Annotated in this window: 20 protein-coding genes and 1 pseudogene; 11 read left to right on the top strand and 10 right to left on the bottom strand. The window is 65.4% G+C overall.

The genetic code is table 11. The features are described 5' to 3' along the window. Positions 1–3450 (bottom strand): transcription-repair coupling factor, encoded by a 3450-nt coding sequence (mfd, locus tag ACZ899_RS10755; RefSeq protein ID WP_234561508.1) that lies wholly within the window; start codon positions 3448–3450, stop codon positions 1–3. Between the two features lie 167 nt (positions 3451–3617). Between mfd and ACZ899_RS10750 the strand changes: the two genes are divergently transcribed. The 3 genes from ACZ899_RS10750 (at position 3618) to sthA (ending at position 7905) form a co-directional block, all read left to right on the top strand. Then, positions 3618–5081 (top strand): glyceraldehyde-3-phosphate dehydrogenase, encoded by a 1464-nt coding sequence (locus tag ACZ899_RS10750; RefSeq protein WP_110738521.1) that lies wholly within the window; start codon positions 3618–3620, stop codon positions 5079–5081. A gap of 227 nt (positions 5082–5308) precedes the next feature. Next, positions 5309–6307, top strand: coding sequence for an FAD:protein FMN transferase (locus ACZ899_RS10745; protein ID WP_234561509.1), 999 nt, complete (start codon positions 5309–5311; stop codon positions 6305–6307). A 203-nt stretch (positions 6308–6510) separates the two neighbouring features. Continuing rightward, on the top strand, positions 6511–7905 hold the full coding sequence (gene sthA, locus ACZ899_RS10740; protein WP_023631920.1) for a Si-specific NAD(P)(+) transhydrogenase: 1395 nt from the start codon (positions 6511–6513) through the stop codon (positions 7903–7905). 48 nt (positions 7906–7953) lie between these two features. Here sthA and ACZ899_RS10735 read toward each other — a convergent pair whose 3' ends face one another. Further along, complete coding sequence (locus tag ACZ899_RS10735; protein WP_203647451.1) at positions 7954–8670, bottom strand: glycerophosphodiester phosphodiesterase; 717 nt, start codon at positions 8668–8670, stop codon at positions 7954–7956. Between the two features lie 30 nt (positions 8671–8700). Next, positions 8701–9285, bottom strand: a complete 585-nt coding sequence (locus ACZ899_RS10730) for a PilZ domain-containing protein (protein ID WP_062574607.1) — start codon at positions 9283–9285, stop codon at positions 8701–8703. Between the two features lie 93 nt (positions 9286–9378). Between ACZ899_RS10730 and ACZ899_RS10725 the strand changes: the two genes are divergently transcribed. The 3 genes from ACZ899_RS10725 to ACZ899_RS10715 all read left to right on the top strand — a co-directional run bounded on the left by ACZ899_RS10725 (position 9379) and on the right by ACZ899_RS10715 (position 12626). Further along, positions 9379–10629 (top strand): lipoprotein-releasing ABC transporter permease subunit, encoded by a 1251-nt coding sequence (locus tag ACZ899_RS10725; protein ID WP_186733461.1) that lies wholly within the window; start codon positions 9379–9381, stop codon positions 10627–10629. A gap of 7 nt (positions 10630–10636) precedes the next feature. Further along, entirely contained in the window at positions 10637–11320 is a 684-nt protein-coding gene (gene lolD / locus ACZ899_RS10720; RefSeq protein WP_177330835.1) for a lipoprotein-releasing ABC transporter ATP-binding protein LolD, read from the top strand. Positions 11321–11381: 61 nt separating this feature from the next. Further along, positions 11382–12626, top strand: a complete 1245-nt coding sequence (locus ACZ899_RS10715) for a lipoprotein-releasing ABC transporter permease subunit (protein ID WP_110738516.1) — start codon at positions 11382–11384, stop codon at positions 12624–12626. 93 nt (positions 12627–12719) lie between these two features. On the opposite strand, the gene ACZ899_RS10710 is transcribed toward ACZ899_RS10715, so the two are convergent. The 3 genes from ACZ899_RS10710 to ACZ899_RS10700 all read right to left on the bottom strand — a co-directional run bounded on the left by ACZ899_RS10710 (position 12720) and on the right by ACZ899_RS10700 (position 15175). Then, positions 12720–14063 carry a heavy metal sensor histidine kinase gene (locus ACZ899_RS10710; RefSeq protein WP_326491848.1) on the bottom strand — a complete coding sequence of 448 codons (1344 nt, stop codon included), beginning with the start codon at positions 14061–14063 and terminating at the stop codon, positions 12720–12722. After that, a complete protein-coding gene (locus ACZ899_RS10705) occupies positions 14063–14743 on the bottom strand; it encodes a heavy metal response regulator transcription factor (RefSeq protein WP_203647448.1) in 681 nt (226 codons plus the stop codon). The genes ACZ899_RS10710 and ACZ899_RS10705 overlap by 1 nt, the downstream gene beginning before the upstream one ends. 261 nt (positions 14744–15004) lie before the next feature. Then, positions 15005–15175: a hypothetical protein gene (locus ACZ899_RS10700; RefSeq protein ID WP_234561510.1), complete on the bottom strand. Its 171-nt coding sequence runs from the start codon at positions 15173–15175 to the stop codon at positions 15005–15007. On the opposite strand from ACZ899_RS10700, the gene ACZ899_RS10695 reads away from it, so the two are divergent. Then, positions 15174–15689 carry a cupredoxin domain-containing protein gene (locus tag ACZ899_RS10695; protein WP_234561511.1) on the top strand — a complete coding sequence of 172 codons (516 nt, stop codon included), beginning with the start codon at positions 15174–15176 and terminating at the stop codon, positions 15687–15689. The genes ACZ899_RS10700 and ACZ899_RS10695 overlap by 2 nt on opposite strands. Positions 15690–15757: 68 nt before the next feature. Beyond that, entirely contained in the window at positions 15758–16588 is an 831-nt protein-coding gene (gene queF / locus ACZ899_RS10690; protein WP_234561512.1) for an NADPH-dependent 7-cyano-7-deazaguanine reductase QueF, read from the top strand. A gap of 33 nt (positions 16589–16621) precedes the next feature. On the opposite strand, the gene ACZ899_RS10685 is transcribed toward queF, so the two are convergent. Beyond that, entirely contained in the window at positions 16622–16885 is a 264-nt protein-coding gene (locus ACZ899_RS10685) for a DUF4404 family protein (protein ID WP_203647444.1), read from the bottom strand. A gap of 123 nt (positions 16886–17008) precedes the next feature. Continuing rightward, positions 17009–17561: pseudogene (pcrP, locus tag ACZ899_RS10680) on the bottom strand (HAD superfamily inactivated hydrolase PcrP). 188 nt (positions 17562–17749) lie between these two features. On the opposite strand from pcrP, the gene ACZ899_RS10675 reads away from it, so the two are divergent. Then, positions 17750–18457, top strand: coding sequence for an MlaA family lipoprotein (locus ACZ899_RS10675; RefSeq protein WP_234561514.1), 708 nt, complete (start codon positions 17750–17752; stop codon positions 18455–18457). A 51-nt stretch (positions 18458–18508) separates the two neighbouring features. On the opposite strand, the gene ACZ899_RS10670 is transcribed toward ACZ899_RS10675, so the two are convergent. After that, the gene (locus ACZ899_RS10670; protein WP_234561515.1) at positions 18509–18808 is read right to left on the bottom strand and encodes a PilZ domain-containing protein; all 300 of its coding nucleotides are present in this window, start codon (positions 18806–18808) and stop codon (positions 18509–18511) included. Between the two features lie 269 nt (positions 18809–19077). Between ACZ899_RS10670 and rssB the strand changes: the two genes are divergently transcribed. Both rssB and rssC read left to right on the top strand, forming a co-directional pair. Continuing rightward, the gene (gene rssB, locus ACZ899_RS10665) at positions 19078–20262 is read left to right on the top strand and encodes a two-component system response regulator RssB (protein ID WP_028692716.1); all 1185 of its coding nucleotides are present in this window, start codon (positions 19078–19080) and stop codon (positions 20260–20262) included. Then, complete coding sequence (gene rssC / locus ACZ899_RS10660) at positions 20259–20741, top strand: anti-sigma factor antagonist RssC (RefSeq protein WP_023631332.1); 483 nt, start codon at positions 20259–20261, stop codon at positions 20739–20741. Before rssB ends, rssC begins: the two co-directional genes overlap by 4 nt. A 111-nt stretch (positions 20742–20852) precedes the next feature. On the opposite strand, the gene ACZ899_RS10655 is transcribed toward rssC, so the two are convergent. After that, positions 20853–22706, bottom strand: a complete 1854-nt coding sequence (locus ACZ899_RS10655) for an alkaline phosphatase D family protein (RefSeq protein ID WP_234561516.1) — start codon at positions 22704–22706, stop codon at positions 20853–20855. Positions 22707–22822 lie beyond the last annotated feature (116 nt).

Here is a 22822-nt window from a genome sequence, read left to right as displayed (position 1 = left end):
TTATGGATTTTGTGGAGTGAGGCGCTCGAACAGCGCTTCCAGGGTGTTGAAACGTTCTTCGGGGCGTTCCATCGGCACCAGGAAGCGGAACTGGGTCGCACCTTCGAACTTGTAGCGTTTGGGCTGGCCCTGGATCAGCTTGATCAGGGTCAGCGGGTCGACCGGTGTCTCGGCCTCGAACTCGAGCTTGCCGCCGTTGGGGCCGGCGTCGACTTTCTTGATGCCGAGCTTTTCCGCCTGCAGCTTGAGCAGGGTCAGGCGCATCAGGTTCTTGGTTGGCTCCGGCAGCAGGCCGAAGCGGTCGATCATTTCCACCTGCAGGTCCTTGAGGCCCTCTTCGTCGGCCGCCGAGGCGATGCGCTTGTAGAGGATCAGGCGCGCATGCACGTCGGGCAGGTAGTCCTCGGGGATCAGCGCCGGCAGGCGCAGGTTGATCTCCGGGCCGCCGCCGAGCGGCTGCTCGAGGTTCGGCTGGGCGCCCTTGCGGATGGCCTTGACCGCGCGCTCGAGCATTTCCATGTACAGAGTGAAGCCGACCGCCTGGATCTGCCCGCTCTGGCCTTCGCCGAGCAGCTCGCCGGCACCACGGATCTCCAGGTCGTTGGTGGCCAGGACAAAGCCGGCGCCCAGGTCCTGGGTGTTGGCGATGGCCTCCAGGCGCTTTTCGGCATCGGCGCTGATCTGCTGGCGCGGTGGCGTCAGCAGGTAGGCGTAGGCCTGGTGGTGGCTACGGCCGACCCGGCCGCGCAGCTGGTGCAGCTGGGCCAGGCCGAACTTGTCGGCGCGCTCGATGACGATGGTGTTGGCGCTGGGCACGTCGATGCCGGTCTCGATGATGGTCGAGGCGATCAGTACGTTGAAGCGCTTGTGGTAGAAGTCGCTCATCACTTGTTCGAGTTCGCGCTCGCGCATCTGCCCGTGGCCGATGCCGATGCGCGCCTCGGGCACCAGTTCGGCCAGTTCCGCAGCGCACTTCTCGATGGTCTTGACGTCGTTGTGCAGGTAGTACACCTGGCCGCCGCGCAGCAGTTCGCGCAGCAGCGCTTCCTTGATCGTGCTCTTGTTCTGCTCCATGACGAAGGTGCGCACCGACAGGCGCCTGGCCGGCGGGGTGGCGATGATCGACAGGTCGCGCATGCCCGACACCGCCATGTTCAGCGTGCGCGGAATCGGCGTTGCGGTCAGGGTGAGGATATCCACCTCGCTGCGCAGGGCCTTGAGCTGCTCTTTCTGGCGCACGCCGAAGCGGTGCTCCTCGTCGATGATGGCCAGGCCCAGGTCCTTGAAGCGCACATCGTCCTGCAGCAGCTTGTGGGTGCCGATGAGAATGTCGATCTTGCCCTCGGCCAGGTCCGCCGCGGCGCTGGCGACTTCCTTGGCCGACTTGAAGCGGCTCATCACCTCGACCTTCACCGGCCAGTCGGCAAAGCGGTCGCGGAAGCTGTTGTAGTGCTGCTGGGCGAGCAGGGTGGTGGGCACCAGCAATGCGACCTGGCGCCCGCCGTGCACGGCGATGAAGGCGGCGCGCATGGCCACCTCGGTCTTGCCGAAGCCGACGTCGCCGCAGACCAGGCGGTCCATCGGCTGGCCGGCGAGCATGTCGGTGCGTACCGCCTCGATGGCGGCCTGCTGGTCGGGGGTTTCCTCGAACGGGAAGCCGGCGCTGAAGGTGGCGTAGTCGGCGGCCGGGTCGGCGAAGGCGTAGCCTTTGCGCGCGGCGCGGCGGGCGTAGATGTCGAGCAATTCGGCGGCGACGTCGCGCACCTGTTCGGCAGCCTTGCGCTTGGCTTTCTGCCAGGCTTCGGAGCCCAGCCGGTGCAGCGGCGCCAGGGCGTCGTCGCTGCCGGTGTAGCGGGCGATCAGGTGCAGGTTGGCCACCGGCACGTAGAGCTTGGCGCCCTCGGCGTATTCGAGGGTGAGGAACTCGGCGGCCTGGCCGTCGATTTCCAGGGTTGCCAGGCCCAGGTAGCGGCCCACGCCGTGGTCGATGTGCACCACCGGGGCGCCTTCGCGCAGCTCGGTGAGGTTCTTGATCACCGCGTCGTTGGCCGCCTCGCCGCGTTTCTCGCGGCGCCGGCGCTGCATCACGCGCTGGCCGAACAGCGGGCTCTCGGCGACCAGGGCCAGGCTGGGGGCGTCCAGCAGCAGGCCGTCGTCCAGCGGCGCGATGGTGATCGCCAGGCGTTCGCCGCCGCTGACGAAGTCGGCCCAGCCGTCGACGGTGTGCGGGCGCAGCTTCAGGCGTTCGAGCAGCTCCAGCAGCACTTCGCGCCGGCCCGCCGATTCCGCCGTGAACAGCACGCGGCCGGGGAACTGGTCGAGGAAGTTCGCCAGCTCCGCCAGCGGCTGGTTGGCCTTGGCCTCGATCGCCAGGTTGGGCAGGGCGCGGGCCGGGAAGCGCTCGCGGCCAACGCCGGGCTCGACGTCGTCGGCACCGATCACCACCCGTGGCCATTGCTTGAGGCGGGCGAAGCAGTCCTCCACCGGCATGAACAGCTCCGCCGGCGGCAGCAGTGGCCGGCTGAGGTCGCCGCGGCGCTCTTCATAGCGCCCGCGCACGTCGTTCCAGAAGTGCTCGGCGGCCTGCTCCACGCCCGGCAGGGAGAACACCTGGGTGTCGGCCGGCAGGTAGTCGAACAGGGTGGCGGTCTCTTCGAAGAACAGCGGCAGGTAGTACTCGATACCGGCGGGAATGATGCCGCTGGTGAGGTCCTGGAAGATCGCGCTGCGGCGGAAGTCCACGTCGAAGCGTTCGCGGAAGCGCGCCTTGAAGCGCGTAACCTCGTCCTTCTGCATGGGGAACTCACGCGCCGGCAACAGGCGGATCGAGTCGACCTTGTCGATCGAGCGCTGCGACTCCGGGTCGAAGGTGCGCAGGGTCTCGATCTCGTCGTCGAACAGGTCGATGCGGTACGGCTGCTTGCTGCCCATGGGGAACAGGTCGATCAGCGCGCCGCGCACGGCGAACTCGCCATGCTCGTAGACCGTGTCGACGCAGCGGTAGCCGCTGGCTTCCAGGCGCGTGCGCATCTGCTCGACGTCGATCTTCTGGCCGACGTCCAGCACCAGGCTGCTGCCCAGCAGGAAGCGCGTGGGGGCCAGGCGGTGCAGGGCAGTGGTGATCGGCACGACGAGGATGCCGTGGTCCAGCTCCGGCAGCCGGTAGAGGCTGGCGATACGCTGGGAGATGATGTCCTGGTGCGGCGAGAACAGGTCGTAGGGCAGGGTTTCCCAATCGGGGAACGGCAGCACCGGCAGCGCCGGCGCGAAGAAGCGCAGCTCCTGCTCGAGGCGGTCGGCCGCCTGGCTGTCGGCGGTCAGCAGCAAGGTGAAGCGACCGGCGGTACTGGCCGCCTCGGCGATGGCCAGGCTCAAGGCGGCGCCGGGCAGGTTGCCCCAGGTTTGTTTGCCGGCCGTGGCCGACATTTGCGGTAGGCGCAGAACTGACACGGGAGATCGGACTCCAAGCGTTGCGGCAAAGAGGTCGATTGTACCGGTGACGGGGCTCGCTGTCAGGCTCGCGAGGGCATGACGACGGGGTCTGGCGTCGGCGACAGGCGCTCATTGCCCGATACGCCGAGGGGCGTCATAATGTAGCCCCTTTTTTGTTCCCCTACATGTGGAAGGTTACCGTGACTCAGAAGCCCGACCAGTGTCTTGGTGAGTGGATCGATCGTGAAGCCCTGGCTGAAGCGATGATCCCGCTTATCGGTCAGCTCTACCGCAACAACAACGTGGTGAGCTCGATCTATGGCCGCAGCCTGATCAACCGTTCGGTTATCTCGATCCTCAAAGCCCACCGCTTTGCCCGTCACCGTCAGACCGACGAGACCGAGCTGTCCGTCCACGAGACGTTCCCCCTGCTCAAGGCCATGAGCGAGCTGAAGCTGGGCGCCGCCTCGGTGGACCTGGGCAAGCTGGCCAACAAGTTCAAGGTCGAAGGCAACGGCCGCAGCGCCGAGCAGTTCGTCCGTGACGAACTGGCCGACGTCGTGGGTCAGCAGAACGCTTCCGCACGCAAGGGCACCGACGTCGTCCTGTACGGTTTCGGCCGTATCGGCCGCCTGCTGGCGCGCATCCTCATCGAGAAGACCGGTGGCGGCGACGGCCTGCGCCTGCGCGCCATCGTCGTGCGCAAGGGCGCCGAGAACGACCTGGTCAAGCGCGCCAGCCTGCTGCGCCGCGACTCGGTGCACGGTCCGTTCGACGGCACCATCGTCATCGATGAAGCCAACAACACCATCACCGCCAATGGCAACCTGATCCAGGTGATCTACGCCAAGAGCCCGAGCGAAGTCGACTACACCCAGTACGGCATCCACGATGCGCTGATCGTCGACAACACCGGCGTATGGCGTGACGCCGACGGCCTCGGCCAGCACCTGGCCTGCCCGGGCGCCGCCCGCGTGATCCTCACCGCACCTGGCAAGGGCGCGCTGAAGAACATCGTGCACGGCATCAACCACGGCGACATCAGCGCCGACGACAAGATCATCTCGGCGGCGTCCTGCACCACCAACGCCATCGTGCCGGTGCTCAAGGCCATCAACGACCAGTACGGCATCGTCAACGGCCACGTCGAAACCGTTCACTCGTTCACCAACGACCAGAACCTGATCGACAACTTCCACAAGGGCAGCCGTCGTGGCCGCGCCGCGCCGCTGAACATGGTCATCACCGAGACCGGTGCCGCCACCGCCGCCGCCAAGGCACTGCCAGTGCTCAAGGGCAAGCTGACCGGCAACGCCATTCGTGTGCCGACGCCGAACGTGTCGATGGCCATTCTCAACCTGAACCTCGAGAAGGCCACCAACCGCGAAGAGCTGAACGAGTACCTGCGCCAGACCGCCATGCACTCGGAGCTGCACAAGCAGATCGACTACGTCAGCTCCCAGGAAGTGGTATCGACCGACTTCGTTGGTTCGCGCCACGCCGGTGTGGTCGACGCCGAGGCGACTATCTGCAACGACAACCGCGTTGTCCTGTACGTGTGGTACGACAACGAGTTCGGTTACAGCTGCCAGGTGGTACGCGTGATGGAAGACATGGCCGGTGTGAACCCGCCAGCGTTTCCACGCTGATCCGCTTGTAATGCGTTGAAAAAACGGGAACCTTCGGGTTCCCGTTTTTTTTGCAGGATTCGATGGCCCTATCGCGGGTCAAGCTCGCTCCCACGTCGGCCGATGTGCGATCTTTATAGTCGTGAGCCGGCAGTGCTGCCGCGCAGGTAATAGAACGACAAGCATCACCAGCGTGGGAGCGGGCTTGCCCCGCGATAGGGCCGGTCCTGACACTTGAGATCTAAAGATTGCGCGCGCTTTTAATCTTCATCCTCATCCTGATGTCCGCCTGTGAGCCAACCCCCACCCTCGAGCGCTTCGGCGGCCCGACCATGGGCAGCAGCTACAGCATCCAGTACGTGCGCCAACCCGGCGGCCCGGCGCCCGAGCAGGTCCAGGCCGAGGTCGAGGCCATCCTCCAGGCCATCGACGCCCGCTACTCCACCTACCGCGGCGACTCCACCGTCAGCCGTTTCAACCAGCTTGCGGCCAACCAGTGCCTGCCCATCGACGCCGACCTGTTCGAGCTGGCCAGCTTCGGCCAGCACTTGGCCGAGCAGAGCCAAGGCGCCTTCGATCTCACCGTCGAGCCGCTGCTCGACCTCTGGGGCTTCGGCCCCCAGGCCCGCGAGATGCAGGTGCCTGACCCGCAGGCGCTGGCCCGTGCTCGCCAGCGCGTGGGCTACCGTCACCTGCGCATCGAGGGTGACACCCTGTGCAAGGACGCTCCCATCGAGCTGGATTTCAACAGCATCGCCGCCGGCCACGCCGTCGACCTGATCGCTAAGCGCCTGCGCGCCATGGGCATCGAGGCGTTTCTCGCCGAAGCCACCGGCGAGCTCAAGGCCGTGGGACGCAAGCCCAACGGCAGTGCCTGGCGGGTGGCGCTGGAGCTGCCGCGCGAGGACCGCCAGATCGCCCGCCAGGTCATCGACGTGGAGAACATGGCCGTGTCGACCTCGGGTGACTATCGGCATTATTTCGACGACAATGGCCGGCGCTATTCGCACACCTTCGATGCCCGTCTGGGGCGCCCGGTCGAGCACGACCTGGCGGCGGTGACGGTGCTCGACGCCTCGGCGCTGCAAGCCGACGGCTACTCGACCCTGTTGCTGATCCTCGGGCAGCAGCAAGGCTGGGATTTCGCCATCGCCCACGGCATCGCCGCAGTGCTGGTGACCCGGGTCGAGGGTGGTTTCGTCTCCCGTTCCACGCCGGCCTTCGAGCGGGTAATGAAAGGCGAGTGAAAGGCAAGCCACGGATGATCAATGCCAGGGAAACGGTGAAACGACATGTAGTGCAGGCAATAATGGCCTACGACGCGACCAAGGGTTAATGTGCGCGGCGTTCACGCTTGATTAGACTGCACCCGAATTTTCTCATGGCGCCCCGGCGACATGATCGCGCCCCGCGGCCAACCGGCCGGCGGGCCAGTTCTGAAGGAGTACGCATGGCTGTCTACAACTACGACGTAGTGGTGCTGGGTTCCGGCCCGGCCGGAGAAGGCGCGGCAATGAACGCCGCCAAAGCAGGGCGCAAGGTGGCCATGGTCGACAGCCGTCGCCAGGTCGGCGGCAACTGCACCCACCTGGGCACCATCCCGTCCAAGGCGCTGCGTCACTCCGTGCGGCAGATCATGCAGTTCAACACCAACCCGATGTTCCGTGCCATCGGCGAGCCGCGCTGGTTCTCCTTCCCCGACGTGCTCAAGAGCGCCGAGAAGGTCATCAGCAAGCAGGTCGCCTCGCGCACCGGCTACTACGCGCGCAACCGCGTCGATGTGTTCGTCGGCACCGGCAGCTTCGCCGACGAGCAGACCGTCGAAGTGGTCTGCCCCAACGGCGTGGTCGAGAAGCTCAACGCCAAGCACATCATCATCGCCACCGGCTCGCGCCCGTACCGTCCGGCCGACATCGACTTCCACCACCCGCGCGTCTACGACAGCGACACCATCCTCAGCCTGAGCCACACCCCGCGCAAGCTGATCGTCTACGGCGCCGGGGTGATCGGTTGCGAATACGCCTCGATCTTCAGCGGCCTGGGTGTGCTGGTCGAACTGGTCGACAACCGTGGCCAGCTGCTGAGCTTCCTTGACTCGGAAATCTCCCAGGCGCTGAGCTACCACTTCAGCAACAACAACATCACCGTGCGCCACAACGAGGAATACGACCGCGTCGAAGGCCTGGACAACGGGGTGATCCTGCACCTGAAGTCGGGCAAGAAGATCAAGGCCGACGCATTGCTGTGGTGCAACGGCCGTACCGGCAACACCGACAAGCTGGGCCTGGAGAACATCGGCATCAAGGTCAACAGCCGTGGCCAGATCGAGGTCGACGAGACCTACCGCACCAGCGTGCCGAACATATACGGCGCCGGTGACGTGATCGGCTGGCCGAGCCTGGCCAGCGCCGCCCACGACCAGGGCCGCTCGGCCGCCGGCAGCATCGTCGACAACGGCAGCTGGCGCTTCGTCAACGACGTGCCGACCGGCATCTACACCATTCCGGAGATCAGCTCGATCGGCAAGAACGAGCAGGAACTGACCCAGGCCAAGGTGCCCTACGAAGTGGGCAAGGCCTTCTTCAAGAGCATGGCCCGCGCACAGATCGCCGGCGAGCCGCAAGGCATGCTGAAGATCCTGTTCCACCGCGAGACCCTGGAAGTCCTCGGCGTGCACTGCTTCGGCTACCAGGCCTCGGAGATCGTCCACATCGGCCAGGCGGTGATGAACCAGCCGGGCGAGCAGAACAACCTGAAGTACTTCGTCAACACCACCTTCAACTACCCGACCATGGCCGAGGCCTATCGGGTGGCTGCCTATGATGGTCTGAACCGGCTTTTTTGAGCGGCTCCGACCGGTGGCCTGAGCCGGTCGGGGAGACCGATTTCAGCCCTACCCGAGGGTGGTCCTGGCCAAACCGGGAAAGTCTGTAATCAGGCTGTCCACGCCAAAGTCGGCGAGCCGGCGCATCAGCGCCGGTTCGTTGACCGTCCATACCGACACGTGCAGACCCTGGCGCTGCGCCTTGATCAGGCGCTCTGGGGTGCACAGCGTCCAGTTCAGCGCCAGCATCTCGCAGTCGTAGTTCTGCGCGACCTTCAGCGGGTCGAGCCAGGCGTACTCGGCAACCAGTCCGCGCTTGATGTCGGGCACCAGTTCCAGGGCGGCGCCCAGCACTTCTCGTGAGCTCGAGGTGATGGTCACCTTGTCCAGCAGGCCATGCTGCTGGGCCAGTTCGCGGATTGCCAGCACGGTGCTGGCGGCGCGGGTGCGCGAGGCGCTCTTGACCTCCAGCTGCCAGTGCTCGAAGGCGCATTTTTCGAATAGCTCTTCAAGGCGCGGGATAGGGCAGGGCTGCACATGGCCCGGGCCGCCCTTGCGCGCGTCGTAGGTCACCAGGTCTGCCGCCGTGTGTTCGACCACCTTGCCGCGCCTGCCGGTGGTGCGCTTGAGGGTCGGGTCGTGGATCACCATCAGCTCGTTGTCGGCCGACAGGTGCAGGTCGAGTTCGCAGCGGTCCACGCCATGGGACAGGCACTGGCGAAAGCTCTGCAGGGTATTCTCGGGCGCTTCGCCCTTGGCGCCGCGGTGGCCATAGATCAAGGTCACGTTCGTTCCTTCAAATCAGAGAAAAGGGCTTCAGGAAGCGGGGTCGTTCTGTTCCAGCGCCTGGCGGCGTTGCTGTTGCTGGCGCTGCAGGATATAGCGGGCCAGCAGCTGGCGCTGGGCGTCGGTCATGTCGATGAACTCGGTGCCTACCTCGTAGTCGCCATCCGGGCGCGGGTCGCAGTGGGTGACCCGGCCGCGCAGCAGCAGACCGTGAGCGCGGGGCATCAGCACCATCTTCACCTTGACCCGGGTGCCGGGGGCGATCTTCTGCGCCTGGGCGAATTCGATACCGCCTTCGGAGATGATCACCGCTTGCGGCTGGCCGATCTCGCCGATCAGGGTCTGGGCGACCACGGCGCTGAGCAGGTCGAGGCGTTTGTTCTGGGCGCGCAGGAAGGCGGCCAGGGTGCGGTCCTTCTCGCTCAACTGGCGTAGCAGGTGCTGCGACTCGAAGTCCGAAAGGTGCAGTTCGCTGAGCAGGTTGAACAGCTCGGAATCATCCTGCAACAGTTCTGTTTCAAGGGCTTCGGCCGCGCTGAGGGGGCTGATTTGAAGTGCGATCCGATCTTCGATGCGGTAGTATTCGCGGCGATCTTCTTCGTCTAATGTCGTCATGGCGAACCCAAGGTTACGGCGGTGGTCCGAGTGTAAAGCCGCCGCAGGCGCCTCGCCACAAGGACGTTCCCTTTCATCCGAACAAGCCCCGACATGTTCAGACCTCTATTCGTATTCATTGGTACGCGCTACACCCGTGCCAAGCGCCGCAATCACTTCGTCTCGTTCATTTCGCTCACCTCGATGATCGGCCTCGCCCTGGGCGTGGTGGTGATGATCGTGGTGCTCTCGGTGATGAACGGGTTCGACCACGAGATGCGTACCCGCGTGCTGGGGATGATCCCCCACGCCACGCTGGAGACCGGCCAGCCGATCGACGACTGGCAGGCCCTCGCCTCTAAAGTAAAGCAGAATCCGCAGGTGCTGGCGGTCGCGCCGTTCACCCAGATGCAGGGCCTGCTGACCCATGAAGGCAAGGTGCAGAAGGTGCTGCTCAACGGCATCGACCCGGCCCGCGAGCGCGAGGTGTCGATCATCGACAAGTTCGTCCTCGACGGCAGCCTCGACAAACTGGCTCCGGGCGAGTGGGGCATCATGATCGGCGACAAGGCCGCGCAGAAGCTGGGCGTGGGTATCGGCGACAAGCTGACCTTCGTCGCCCCCGAGGTCAGCGTCACCCCGGCGGGGATGTTCCCGCGCATGAAGCGCTTCACCGTGGTCGGCACCTTCCACGTCGGCGCCGGCGAGATCGACGGCTACCTGGGCCTGACCAACATCGCCGACCTGTCGCGCCTGCACCGCTGGAAGGCCGACCAGGTCCAGGGCGTGCGCCTGAAGTTCGACGACCTGTTCCAGGCCCCGCGTGCCGCCTGGGCCATCGCCCAGCAGCTGGGCGAGCAGGAGTTCTACCCGCGTGATTGGACCCGCACCCACGGCAACCTGTACCAGGCGATCCGCATGGAGAAATCCATGATCGGCCTGCTGCTGTTGCTGATCGTCGCGGTGGCGGCGTTCAACATCATTTCCACCCTGGTGATGGTGGTCAACGACAAGCGCGGCGACATCGCCATCCTGCGCACCCTGGGCGCCACGCCCGGGCAGATCATGGCCATCTTCATGGTCCAGGGCACGGTGATCGGCGTGGTCGGCACGCTGATCGGCGCGGTGCTGGGCATCCTCGGCGCGCTCAACGTGAGCGCGGCCATCGCCGGCATCGAGACCCTGATCGGGCACAAGTTCCTCAATGCCGACGTGTACTTCATCGATTACCTGCCATCGCAGATCCAGGCCCAGGACGTGTACATGGTCTGTGGCGCGGCGCTGGTCCTGAGTTTCTTCGCCACCCTGTATCCGGCCTGGCGCGCCTCGCGCACCCAGCCGGCGGAGGCGCTACGTTATGAGTGAGTCGCGCATGAGTGATAAAGCCGTGTTGAGCTGCCGCAACCTGGGTAAGAGCTACGAAGAAGGCCCGGAGTCGGTTCAGGTCCTGTCGGGGTTGAACCTCGAGCTGCACCCGGGCGAGCGGGTGGCCATCGTCGGCAGCTCGGGCTCGGGCAAGAGTACCTTGCTCAACCTGCTCGGCGGCCTCGACACGCCGACCCAGGGCAGTGTCTGGCTGGCCGGCGAGGAGTTGTCGGCGCTGGGCGAGCGGGCCCGTGGCCTGCTGCGTAACCGCGCCCTGGGCTTCGTCTACCAGTTCCACCACCTGCTGGCGGAGTTCACCGCCCTGGAAAACGCCTGCATGCCGCTGCTGATCGGCAAGACGCCGATCGCCGAGGCCCGCGAGCGCGCCGAGGCACTGCTCAAGCGCGTCGGCCTGGGGCACCGGTTGAATCACAAGCCGGCCGAATTGTCCGGTGGCGAGCGCCAGCGCGTGGCGATCGCCCGCGCCCTGGTCAACCGCCCGGGCCTGGTGATGCTCGACGAGCCCACCGGCAACCTCGACCACCACACGGCCATGGGTATCCAGGAACTGATGCGAGAGCTGTCCACGCATTCGCAGACCGCCTTCCTGGTGGTGACCCACGACCTCAACCTGGCGCGCCAGATGGACCGCGTGCTGAGCCTGGAAGACGGGCGCCTGGTGGCGATCTGAATCGCCTGCGCGGGGCGCCCCGAGGCGTCCCGGTTCACACTTAGATTGGGTATCCCTGTTCATGTTCAGACCCTTGTCCTTGTTCATCGGTGCTCGCTACACCCGTGCCAAGCGTCGCAACCACTTCATCTCGTTCATCTCCATGACCTCGATGATCGGATTGTCGCTTGGCGTGCTGGCGATGATCACGGTGCTGTCGGTGATGAACGGCTTCCAGCGCGAGATGAGTTCGCGCGTGCTGGGCCTGGTGCCCCATGCCGCGATCCTTGGCGCGCAACCGCTGGATGACTGGCGCAAGGTCGCCAGCGCCGCAGAAGGCAATCCGGCGGTGATGGCCGCGGCGCCGATCACCGAAATGGAAGGCATGCTCTCGTACAAGGGGGCGATGCAGCCGATCCAGGTCGCCGGCATCGACCCGGCCGAGGAGGGCAAGGTCTCCATCGTCACCCAGCATATTGTCCAGGGCAGCCTGCAGGCGCTGGTGCCCGGTGAGTACGGCGTGGTGATCGGTGAATTGACCGCCCGGCGTTTTCGCCTGAACACCGGCGACAAGCTGACCCTGATCGTTCCGGAAATCAGCAAGGAGCCAGGCGGCATCACCCCGCGCATGCAGCGCCTGACCGTGGTCGGCATCTTCAAGGTCGGCGCCGAGCTGGATGGCTCCCAGGCCTATATCCATGTCGCCGACGCCGGCGAGATGCAGCGCTGGGCGCCGGGCCAGGTGCAGGGCGTTCGCCTGAAGCTGCATGACCTGTATGCCGCGCCGCAGGTGTCCAAGGCCATCGCAGCGGGGCTGGGCGACGGCTACCGCGCCGATGACTGGTCGCACACCCAGGGCAGCCTGTTCAGCGCGATGAAGATGGAAAAGACCATGATCGGCCTGCTGCTGATGATGATCATCGCCGTGGCCGCCTTCAACATCATCGCCACCCTGGTGATGGTGGTGAACGACAAGGGCGCGGATATCGCCATCCTGCGCACCATCGGCGCGACGCCGGCGCAGATCATGGGCACGTTCATGGTCCAGGGCAGTCTGATCGGCATCGTCGGCACGCTGATCGGCGGCGTGCTCGGGGTGATCCTGGCGCTGAATGTCAGCGCGGTGGTCGGCTGGGTCGAGCGGGTCAGCGGGCAGCACATCTTCACCTCCGACATCTACTTCATCAGCAGCCTGCCGTCGGAACTGCAGTGGGGCGATGTGGCGATCATCTGCGTGGCCGGGCTGGTGATGAGCTTCCTGGCGACCATCTACCCTGCGTACCGCGCCTCGCAGATCGAGCCGGCGATGGCGTTGCGTTACGAGTAAGCGCTATCGCGGGGCAAGCCCGCTCCCACGCCAGACTATGATGCCCGGAAATATGAGGTCTGGCGTGGGAGCGGGCTTGCCCCGCGATGAGGCCTACTCAGGCAACTCGATCACGAACCGCGTCCACCCATTTGCACACTCCGCTCTAATCTTCCCGCCGTGCGCCTGCACGATCGAGCGGGTGATGGCCAGCCCCAGTCCCGCATGCTCGCTGCTGCCCTCCTGGCGCGCCGGGTCTGCCCGATAGAAACGGTCGAACAGCCGCTCCAGCAGTTGCGGGGCGATCGCCGGCCCACTGTTGGCCACCTCGATGCGCAACCCCGGCGCAAGGCTCACACGGATCTCGCCACCCGCCGGGGTGAAGCGCAGGGCGTTGTCCAGCAGGTTCGACAAGGCCCGGCGCAGCATGTGCCGGTCGCCTTCGACATGCGCCTGACCCTCGCGTGACAGCCTGACCTCGGCTTCCTCGGCCAGCGGCGCGTAATACTCCAGCAGCGCATCGACCTCGGTCGCCAGGTCCAGCGCCTGACTATTGGGCATCAGCAGGCCATGGTCGGCCTTGGCCAGGTAGAGCATGTCGTTGACCAACTGGGCCATCCACTGCAGTTCCTCGAGATTGCCATGCAGGGCCTCGCGGTACTCCTCGAGGCTGCGCGGGCGGGTGAGGGTGACCTGGGTGTGGGTCAGCAGGTTGGACAGCGGTGTGCGCAATTCGTGGGCGATGTCGGCGGAGAATGCCGACAGGCGCTGAAAGGCGTCGTCCAGGCGCTGCAGCATGGCGTTGACCGTGCCGGCCAGCTCGGCCAGCTCCTCGGGCATCTCGGCGGCCGGCAGGCGGGTGGTCAGCGAGCGGGCGTTGACGCTGGCGGCGACCTTGCCCATCCGCCGCAGCGGCTTCAGGCCACGGCGCACGGCCCAGGCACCCAGCAGCGCGGTGACCAGCGCGCTGAGGCCGACCGTGAGCCAGATCAGGCGCTGCATGCCTTGCAGGAAGTGCTGGTGATGGGTGATGTCGAGGAACAGGGTCAGCTGCGGCGAGGCGGGCCGGGTTTCGTCCAGCGGCAGGCTCAGCCCGCGGTAGTCGATGCCCTGGGTATGCAGGGTGGCCAGGCCGGGCTGATTCGGGGCGTCCGGCAGGTCGCTGCGGCTGGCGAACCAGGTGGTGCCGTCGACCGCGCGCACGCGCAAGGCCAGGTCGGACTGGTGGCTCAACTCGTTGAGCAGCCCCGGCAGGCGCGTGGCCAGTTGCTCGGAACTGGTGACGCCGTCAAGCAGGCTGCGCATCAGCGACAGACGGCCGCTGAGCAGCTGCTGGTCGAGCTCGACGAAGTGCTGCTCGCTGGCGCGGCTGAACAGCAGGCCGGCGCCCAGCGAAACACTGGCGGTGCAGGCGGCAAACAGCAGCGCCAGGCGGCTGCCGAGGGACAGGCGGCGCATCAGTCCTGGCGCTCCTCGAGCACGTAGCCCATGCCGCGCACGGTATGGATCAGCTTGGTGGTGTGAAGGTCATCGATCTTCAGGCGCAGGCGGCGGATGGCCACCTCGATGACATTGGTGTCGCTGTCGAAGTTCATGTCCCACACCTGCGAGGCGATCAGCGACTTGGGCAGCACCTCGCCCTGGCGGCGCAGCAGCAGTTCGAGCAGGGCGAATTCCTTGGCGGTCAGGTCGACGCGCTGGCCGGCCCGCTCGGCGCGGCGGCGGATCAGGTCAAGGCGCAGGTCGGCCAGGCTCAGGCAGGTGTCCTGGCTGGCGCTGGCGCCTCGGCGCAGCAGGCTGCGCACCCGGGCCAGCAGCTCGGAGAAGGCGAACGGCTTGACCAGGTAGTCGTCGGCACCCAGCTCCAGGCCGTGGACACGGTCCTCGACGGCATCGCGGGCGGTGAGGAACAGCACCGGCGTGTCCAGCCCGGCCTGGCGCACGGCCTGGAGGATCTGCCAGCCGTTGCGCCCCGGCAGCATCACATCGAGGATCAGCAGGTCGTGGTCGCCGGTCAGGGCCAGGTGCTGGCCGCTGTCGCCGTCGTTGGCCAGCTCAGTGGCGAAGCCGGCTTCGCTCAGGCCCTGGCTCAGGTACTGGCCGGTCTTGGCCTGGTCTTCGACGATCAGCAGTTTCATGGCAGTCCTTGTGATAAGGCGATTTGAATGGTTTTCTGGGTGGAGTGGATTTTGTGCGAGCGCCCCTTAAGGCCCATCCCTTTAGCAGTTTCTGCGACTGTTGGGATATGGCGGCTCCTATTCAAGATTGCCGGGGTCGCTTTGCGACCCTTTCCGGCCGGTCCGACGCCTCGGCAAGGCCGCTCCTACAGGTGACCGCGCTCTGCGTAGGAGCGGCCTTGTGCCGCGAAAGGGCTGCAAAGCAGCCCCGACAATTCCAAGTCAGGCGCCAATTATCATCACCTTGAAAGGCGCAATCATGGTGACGAAATGATACGTGACGATCCGGCGGCCTGCCCAAGCTGACAAAGTTGTAATCTTCCCGTCAGCCAGCTGCCAGCCAGCCTTTTCGAGAATGGCCTCATTCTCCCAGAACGACCCGGAGTCATCCATGAAACACCTGTTCTTCGCCGCCGCCCTCGCACTGGTCAGCCTGCCGAGCTTCGCCGACAGCGGCAAACCCTTCGCCTTCGGCGAGCCGGCCGAGGCGGCCAAGGCCACCCGCACCGTCGAGGTGGTGCTCAAGGACATCGCCTTCGAACCCAAGAACATCAAGGTCAAGGCCGGCGAGACCGTGCGCTTCGTGCTGGTCAACGAAGGCAAGCTGCCCCACGAGTTCAACCTGGGCGACAAGGCCATGCACGCCGAGCACCAGAAGGAAATGATCGCCATGCAAGGCAAGATGTTCACCGCCGGCATGAACCACGAAGGCATGGACCATGGCCAGATGGACCACGGCCAGATGGGCGCTGGCCACGGTCATGCGAGCGGCAACACCGTGCTGCTGCAGCCCGGCCAGCGCGCCGAGCTGACCTGGACCTTCCGCAAGTCGGCGCCCATCGAGTTCGCCTGCAACGTGCCGGGCCACTATCAGGCAGGCATGGTCGGCCCGCTGACCATCGAGTGACAACGGCTCCAAGGCGGGGTGCAAAACCGGTAGACTAGGGGCAATTTCGAACCTTCAGGTCAGTTTCCATGCATCCCGCCGCCGAACACTCCCCGCTGGGCAAGTCCAGCGAATACATCGCCACCTACACCCCCTCGCTGCTGTTCCCGATTCCCCGCCTGGCCAAATGGGCCGAGCTGGGCGTGAGCGGCGATGCGCTGCCGTGGCAGGGCGTGGACTTCTGGAACTGCTTCGAGCTGTCCTGGCTGCTGCCCTCGGGCAAGCCGGTGGTGGCCATCGGTGAGTTCGCCATCCCGTGCGATTCGCCGAACATCATCGAGTCCAAGTCGTTCAAGCTGTACCTCAACTCGCTGAACCAGACGGTGTTCGAGTCGCTGGAGGCGTTGCAGGCGTGCCTGGTGCAGGACCTGTCCGCCGCAGCCGGCAAGCCTGTCGGGGTCAAGGTCAGCACCCTGGCCGAGGTCGAGGGGCAGGGCGTGACTGCGCTGCCGGGCGAGTGCATCGATGCGCTGGATGTGAACATCAGCAACTACGAGCAGCCGCAACCGGAGCTGCTGCGTTGCGCGTCGGAGCGCGTGGTGGAAGAGACCGTGCATAGCCACCTGCTCAAATCCAACTGCCCGGTCACCGGCCAGCCGGACTGGGGTAGCGTGGTGGTGGAGTACAAGGGGCAGGCGCTGGATCATGCCAGCCTGCTGACCTACCTGATCAGCTTCCGCCAGCATGCCGACTTCCACGAACAATGCGTGGAGCGGATCTACCTGGACCTGAAGAACCTGCTCAAGCCTGAGCACCTGACGGTGTATGCGCGGTATGTGCGTCGTGGCGGGCTGGATATCAACCCGTACCGCAGCACCGGGGCGATCAGCCCGCAGAATCTGCGACTGGTGCGTCAGTAATGTAATGGGGCCGCGTTTGCGGCCCCATTCGGTTCAGATCCCCATGCTGTGCAGCGAGTTGACGATGCTGCGCAGGGTCGCCGTGAGGTCGGGGTGATCGGCTTCGAAGCGTTCGATGGCGAGGTTCACGCCGTCGACGAGGTTGTTGTCGGGCGTGGCTTCCTCAAGCTTGAGCTGGGCTTCGATCTGCCTAGCCTCCTCATGCAGACTGGCCAGCTCTTCTTCCGAAAGCGGCACATTGCGATCCAGTTGCTCGCGCAGGCTATTAAGGCGCTCTTGCAGTTCGCGGGCAGGCATTGTTCGTTCTCCATCAATGGCTTGGCAAACCATGGACCTCGGCGAAGCGGCAAAGGTTCTGGCCTGCCTTCTAGCGTAATCCACCTGCCGCTGCTTTGCATGACCCGCATCAACGGGGATGTATCAGGGTTTCTCGCCCTTGTGCCGGCGCTGGGCGATGTGCCGCCAGGCACGTGTCGAGGGATTCCAGGTGATCGATCACCGAGTGCACGCCCAGGCCGAACAGCGCCAGGGTGGCCTTGCCACGGGTGCGCTCCTGTTCCTGCCGGCTCATGGCCTGCCATTGGCTGGAGCCGAGGTCGCAGGCCGCCAGGCCCACCGTCCACAGGCCGGCGTTGAGCCCGGCCTGCAGCAGCCGCGGCTCGCCGCTGACCAGCACGCAGCCGTCCAGGCGCTGGCTGTCGAGGCTCATCAGCGCCTGCCAGCAGGCGTTGGGCGCTGGCCATTTGCAGCCGTTGACCAAGTGGCCTGGCAGCCAGTCGGGCAGCACGCTGCTCAGGCGCTTGCCCTGGGCGACGCTGAGTTCGTCGAGCCAGATGCACGGCACGGCCTGTGAGCGCAGATGGTGAAGGGAGTCCAGGGCACCGGGGGCGGGCAGGGTGCCGCCGTCGGTTGCCTGGACCAGACAGCCGCGCAGTCCGAACAGCACGGCGGTGAAGGCGGGTGCGTCTTGCATGGCAACGTCCCTAAATACCCCGCAAGCTACCCGGCGATTGTGACCAAGGGATGACGACTACAGTTGTTCACAAAATCTTGACAGAGATATGTAAAACTACCGCTCAGCCAGCAAGCCAGTATACTTGCGCCCTATCGAGCAGCGCGCCAAAGGCCGTTGCCGCCGTGAAATCCGATGGAGAAACATCTATGCGTAGGATCGGTGCCGGAGTGATCGAGCGAGTCACCCAGGCCTGTGTCTGCGCCAGCTTGCTGCTGGCGCCCGTGGCAGCCACCCAGGCGGCCACCGAGGAGGATCCGTGGGAGTCGGTCAACCGACCGATCTTCAGGTTCAACGATGTCCTCGACACCTATGCCCTCAAGCCGCTGGCCCAGGGTTACCAGTACGTCACCCCGCAGTTCCTCGAAGATGGCATCCACAACGTCTTCCGCAACCTGGGCGACGTCACCAACCTGGCCAACAACGTGCTGCAGCTCAAGCCTCGAGCGGCGGGCATCGACACGGCGCGGCTGATCGTCAACACCACCTTCGGCCTGGGCGGCTTCTTCGATGTCGGCACCAAGATGGGCCTGCAGCGCAACGACGAGGACTTCGGCCAGACCCTCGGCTACTGGGGCGTGCCCAGCGGGCCGTACGTGGTCATTCCGTTCCTTGGCCCGAGCACCGTGCGTGACGGCCTGGCCAAGTACCCGGACACCTACACCGAACCCTACCGCTACATCGACCATGTGCCGACCCGCAACTCGATCTTCGCGATGGACGTGATCGACACCCGCGCCAGCCTGCTGTCGGCGGAGAAGCTGATCCAGGGCGACAAGTACATCTTCCTGCGCAACGCCTACCTGCAGAACCGCGAGTTCAAGGTCAAGGACGGCCAGGTCGAAGACGACTTCTGATCGACCGGCTCACGCAAAAGGCGACCTTCGGGTCGCCTTTTTCGTAACAGTTCAATGCATGGCCAGGATGCGCAGGCCGAACTTCTGCGCGCCGCCGGGCTGGTCGGCGATCCACACCACCTCGGTGCTGGCATGCAGGCCGGCAAGGGCGGCATGGTCGGAGTCGATGCGCACCTCGAGCTGGTCGCCTACCTTGAACCGCTGCGGTGCCTGGACCTGCATGCCGCTGCTGGAGAGGTCGATGCACACGGCGCTGATCACCTGGCCGGCGTGCAGCAGGCTGACCTCGGTTTCAATGCGCATGCGTATGAAATCGCGTTTTTCGCTGTAATCCACGGGAGGCTGGAACATGCTTGCATCCTTTCGTCAGGTTGCGCCGATGTGCTTTCTTATAACGCCGGGTGATTTGCCCTGTAAAGTGCGCGGAAGTCTTCCTTGCCATGCTTGAAACGCCAGGCGGATGGGAGTACCGTCAGCGCCTTACAGGGCACCTCGCTATTTGCCGGACCAGTCTTCTTGTCCTACAACTCAAATAGAGAGTGGCTAGAGAGCATTCCAGTAGCCGTCTGTCGGTCCTTCACAGCCGCTACGCCAACCCAAATCTGGCGCCGTTCGCCCACATGCAGAAACCCAGTGCAACGCTGCTGATCATCGATGACGACGAGGTGGTCCGTGCCAGTCTCGCCGCCTATCTGGAAGACAGCGGCTTCAGCGTCCTCCAGGCCGGCAACGGCCAGCAGGGCCTCCAGGTCTTCGAAGCACACCAGCCCGACCTCGTGATCTGCGATCTGCGCATGCCGCAGATGGGCGGCCTCGAACTGATCCGCCGGATCAGCGAGCGCGCGCCGCAGTTGCCGGTGATCGTGGTGTCCGGTGCCGGCGTCATGAGCGACGCGGTCGAAGCCCTGCGCCTGGGCGCGGCGGACTACCTGATCAAGCCCCTGGAAGACCTGGCCGTGCTCGAGCACTCGGTGCGCCGCGCGCTCGACCGCTCGCGCCTGGTGCTGGAGAACCAGCGCTACCGGGAGAAGCTCGAAGCGGCCAACCGCGAGCTGGAGGCCAGCCTGCACCTGCTGCAGGAGGACCAGACCGCCGGTCGCCAGGTGCAGATGAACATGCTCCCGGAAAACCCCTGGGTGGCCGGCGAGTTCGCCTTTGAGCACCAGATCATCCCGTCGCTGTACCTGTCGGGCGATTTCGCCGACTACTTCCGCGTGGATGACCGGCGCATCGCCTTCTACCTGGCGGACGTCTCCGGCCACGGTGCCTCGTCGGCGTTCGTCACGGTGCTGCTCAAGTTCATGACCACGCGCCTGCTGTTCGAATTCAAGCGTGGCGGCAAGATGCGCGAGTTCAAGCCTTCACAGGTGCTCAGCCACATCAACCGCGGGCTGATCAACTGCAAGCTGGGCAAGCATGTGACCATGGTCGGTGGCGTCATCGACGAGGACACCGGCCTGCTCACCTACAGCGTCGGCGGCCACTTGCCGCTGCCGGTGCTGTACACCCCGGGCCAGGCCCGCTACCTGGAAGGCCGCGGCCTGCCGGTGGGGTTGTTCGACGAGGCCAGTTACCAGGACCAGGTGCTGGAGCTGCCACCGCAGTTCAGCCTCACCCTGATGTCCGATGGCATTCTGGACCTTTTGCCCGGGGACACACTCAAAGATAAGGAAGCGGCCTTGCCGGAAATCGTCAAGGCGGCGGGTGGTAGCCTGGAGGGGCTGCGCCAACGATTCGAATTGGCTACGCTTGGGGAGATGCCGGATGATATCGCCCTATTGGTGTTGAGCAGGAACCTTGAATGAGTACTGGTAGAATCCAGTTCGCCGAACAAAGCGGGACCTTCGTTCTGAAATTTGTCGGTGAAGTGCGCCTGACCCTGTGTTCGGCGCTGGATGCGACGATCGAGAAGATCTTCACCGCGCTGAACTTCTCGGCCATCGTCATCGACCTGACCGAAACCGAGAGCATCGACAGCACCACCCTCGGCCTGCTGGCCAAGCTGTCGATCCTGTCCCGGCAGAAAGTCGGCCTGCTGCCGACCGTGGTCACCACCAACCCGGACATTTCCCGCCTGCTGCAGTCCATGGGCTTCGACCAGGTGTTCAACATCGTCGACCGCCCGGTGCCGTGCCCGGAATGCCTGACCGACCTGCCGTCCCAGGATCAGGACGAGAGCGTGGTGCGTTCCAAGGTGCTGGAGGCGCACAAGATCCTCATGGGCTTGAATGACTCCAACCGTGAAGCGTTCCACGACCTGGTGAGCGCGCTCGAGCGGTCCTGATCCTGCGCTGGACCTGCCGATACCATCGCGGGGCAAGTCGCATCGGCGCACCGCCGCTCCCGCAGGAAACAATGGTGTTCATTGTGGGAGCGGGCTTGCCCCGCGATGAGGTCAGTCCTGGAGGAACGCCGTAGCCGGCGAGCCATCCGCATTCAACTGATACACCCGCTCCGGCCGCCCCTGGCCATCGAAGAACACCTGCCCCAACCCCGCACTGTTCCACAGTCGCTCCCCGGCCTTGCTGCGGCTGGGCGTGCGCGGTACCACCTCCATTTCCCGGCGCTTGGTAAACCAGTTGAGCGGCGAGCGTGGCGAATACAGCCAGCGGTTGAGCCGGTCGAGCACATCCAGCAGGCGCCGGGGAAACTCGTTCTTGATCCCGCTGCTGGTCACCTGCCACAGGTGCGGGCTGCGCTGGCGGTGGCGGATCAGCACTTCGTAAACGAACGAGTAATGCACGTCGCCCGACAGCACCACGTAGTGCCCTGGCGTGCGCGAATGGCGGAAGATGTTGAGGATCACTTGCGCCGCGCCGCGATGGGCCATCCAGTTCTCCGCATCCACCAGCAGCGGGTAACCCAGGGCGCTGAACACCCGCTGCACGGTCTCGATCAGCTTGACCCCGAAGATCGGCGCCGGCGAGACGATGATCGCCGAAGGATGGTCGAGCAGCGCCTGCTGCAGTTCGCTCAGCGCCTCCCAGTCCAGCAGGCCGGAGGGCTTGCCCAGGCTGCTTTCGCTGCGCCAGCGGCGGGTGCGGGTGTCCAGCACCAGCAGCGGCGGATCGCTGGGCAGCGCGTATTGCCAGCCCTGGAAGCGCAGCAGCTCGCCGATCAGCTCGTCCCGCGCCTCGTTCAGTTGCCGGCATTGCCCGACCAGCGCCGCGCAACCGTCCGGGTCGTTGCCCCAGCCCTGGCACAGCAGGTAGCCGAGCAGGGCGTTGCCGATGATGCGTCGCGAGAACGGGTGGCCGTAGGCGGTCTGTTCCCATTGCGCCGACAGGTTCCAGTCGTCGGTGATGTCGTGGTCGTCGAAGATCATCAGGCAGGGCAGGTGGGCCAGCACCCGCGCCACCTGGCCGAGGCCGTCGCGAAAAGCCTCGATCAGCGGCAGTTCGCGCTGATAACGGGCCTGGCGCTGCTCGGTCAGGCCCTCTGGCATGTCCATCCGCACCAGGGCCCACGGCAGCGGCGACCAGACCAGCAGGTACATGGCCATGACCTCGGCGAAGGTCACCAGGTGGTTGTCGGCGTTGCTGGACGAGAAGATCGGTTTGCGCTTGCCGCCGAAGAAGCGTTCGCGCAGGGTTTCGTTGCCTTCCTGGGCCGGCAGCAGGTCGGCGCGGTGGTAGTAGCAGGCCGGGTGGCGATAGAGTTCGGCCCCGCTGTCGACCAGGGCGCCGTCGAGGGCTTCGTCGAACAGGCCCAGACGCTCGATCAGCGCGTGGATGGCACGCAGCATGGGGCCGGCGACATCGTCGGCATAGATCTGGTCGCCGCTCATCAGCAGCACGGCGGGGCGCGCTTCAGGGCGCGGATCGGCGGCAAGCAGGCGGTCAGCGCAGAGCAGGCCGTCGGCGGCCGGGTGATGGGGCTTGCGGCAGGAGCCGTGGAGCAACTGGTCAAGACGGTCGCGCAGCACGAAGCTGGGGCGGCTGGCGCCGGGGTAGAGCAGGTGTGGGGCCCAGTCGGCGATGCCCTGGCCGTTGGCCAGGCGCAGGTCGTAGTCGAGCGCCACGTTGCTGGGCAGCGGGTGGTCGAAGTGGATGTCCAGCAGGTGAATGAAGGCGTGCTCACCGACCGCGATCACCTCGCAGCGCGTGGTGGCGCCGATGCCGGCTTGGTCGAGGAGAAATTCGGGTTGCAGCGGTTGCGAGCCGACCAGCCAGATGGCCAGGCGTTGCGGTTCCAGGCGGCGGAGGATGGGGCCGGCGAGGACGAGGGGGAGCGAAGCGGTGGCGGGCATGGATGGCTCAGGTTCGTGTGATGCTGATGGCCCTATCGCGGGGCAAGCCCGCTCCCACAGGGAATGGCCACCCCAACGAAAAACGGGCGGGAAATGCTCTGCATTAACCGCCCGTC

The sequence above is a fragment of the Pseudomonas sp. TE31087 genome, from assembly GCF_057284075.1.
The sequence above is the reverse complement of the archived record's forward strand: the minus strand, read 5'-3'. Positions and strand labels throughout refer to the sequence as shown.

Excerpts from the sequence above, each read along its gene's own strand:
- ACZ899_RS10750 (WP_110738521.1), top strand. The coding sequence starts at position 3,618 with ATGTGGAAGGTTACCGTGACTCAGAAGCCCGACCAGTGTCTTGGTGAG.
- sthA (WP_023631920.1), top strand. The coding sequence starts at position 6,511 with ATGGCTGTCTACAACTACGACGTAGTGGTGCTGGGTTCCGGCCCGGCC.
- ACZ899_RS10730 (WP_062574607.1), bottom strand. The coding sequence starts at position 9,285 with ATGACGACATTAGACGAAGAAGATCGCCGCGAATACTACCGCATCGAA.
- ACZ899_RS10725 (WP_186733461.1), top strand. The coding sequence starts at position 9,379 with ATGTTCAGACCTCTATTCGTATTCATTGGTACGCGCTACACCCGTGCC.
- lolD (WP_177330835.1), top strand. The coding sequence starts at position 10,637 with ATGAGTGATAAAGCCGTGTTGAGCTGCCGCAACCTGGGTAAGAGCTAC.
- ACZ899_RS10715 (WP_110738516.1), top strand. The coding sequence starts at position 11,382 with ATGTTCAGACCCTTGTCCTTGTTCATCGGTGCTCGCTACACCCGTGCC.
- ACZ899_RS10710 (WP_326491848.1), bottom strand. The coding sequence starts at position 14,063 with ATGCGCCGCCTGTCCCTCGGCAGCCGCCTGGCGCTGCTGTTTGCCGCC.
- ACZ899_RS10705 (WP_203647448.1), bottom strand. The coding sequence starts at position 14,743 with ATGAAACTGCTGATCGTCGAAGACCAGGCCAAGACCGGCCAGTACCTG.
- ACZ899_RS10695 (WP_234561511.1), top strand. The coding sequence starts at position 15,174 with ATGAAACACCTGTTCTTCGCCGCCGCCCTCGCACTGGTCAGCCTGCCG.
- ACZ899_RS10700 (WP_234561510.1), bottom strand. The coding sequence starts at position 15,175 with ATGGATGACTCCGGGTCGTTCTGGGAGAATGAGGCCATTCTCGAAAAG.
- queF (WP_234561512.1), top strand. The coding sequence starts at position 15,758 with ATGCATCCCGCCGCCGAACACTCCCCGCTGGGCAAGTCCAGCGAATAC.
- ACZ899_RS10685 (WP_203647444.1), bottom strand. The coding sequence starts at position 16,885 with ATGCCTGCCCGCGAACTGCAAGAGCGCCTTAATAGCCTGCGCGAGCAA.
- ACZ899_RS10675 (WP_234561514.1), top strand. The coding sequence starts at position 17,750 with ATGCGTAGGATCGGTGCCGGAGTGATCGAGCGAGTCACCCAGGCCTGT.
- ACZ899_RS10670 (WP_234561515.1), bottom strand. The coding sequence starts at position 18,808 with ATGTTCCAGCCTCCCGTGGATTACAGCGAAAAACGCGATTTCATACGC.
- rssB (WP_028692716.1), top strand. The coding sequence starts at position 19,078 with ATGCAGAAACCCAGTGCAACGCTGCTGATCATCGATGACGACGAGGTG.
- rssC (WP_023631332.1), top strand. The coding sequence starts at position 20,259 with ATGAGTACTGGTAGAATCCAGTTCGCCGAACAAAGCGGGACCTTCGTT.
- ACZ899_RS10655 (WP_234561516.1), bottom strand. The coding sequence starts at position 22,706 with ATGCCCGCCACCGCTTCGCTCCCCCTCGTCCTCGCCGGCCCCATCCTC.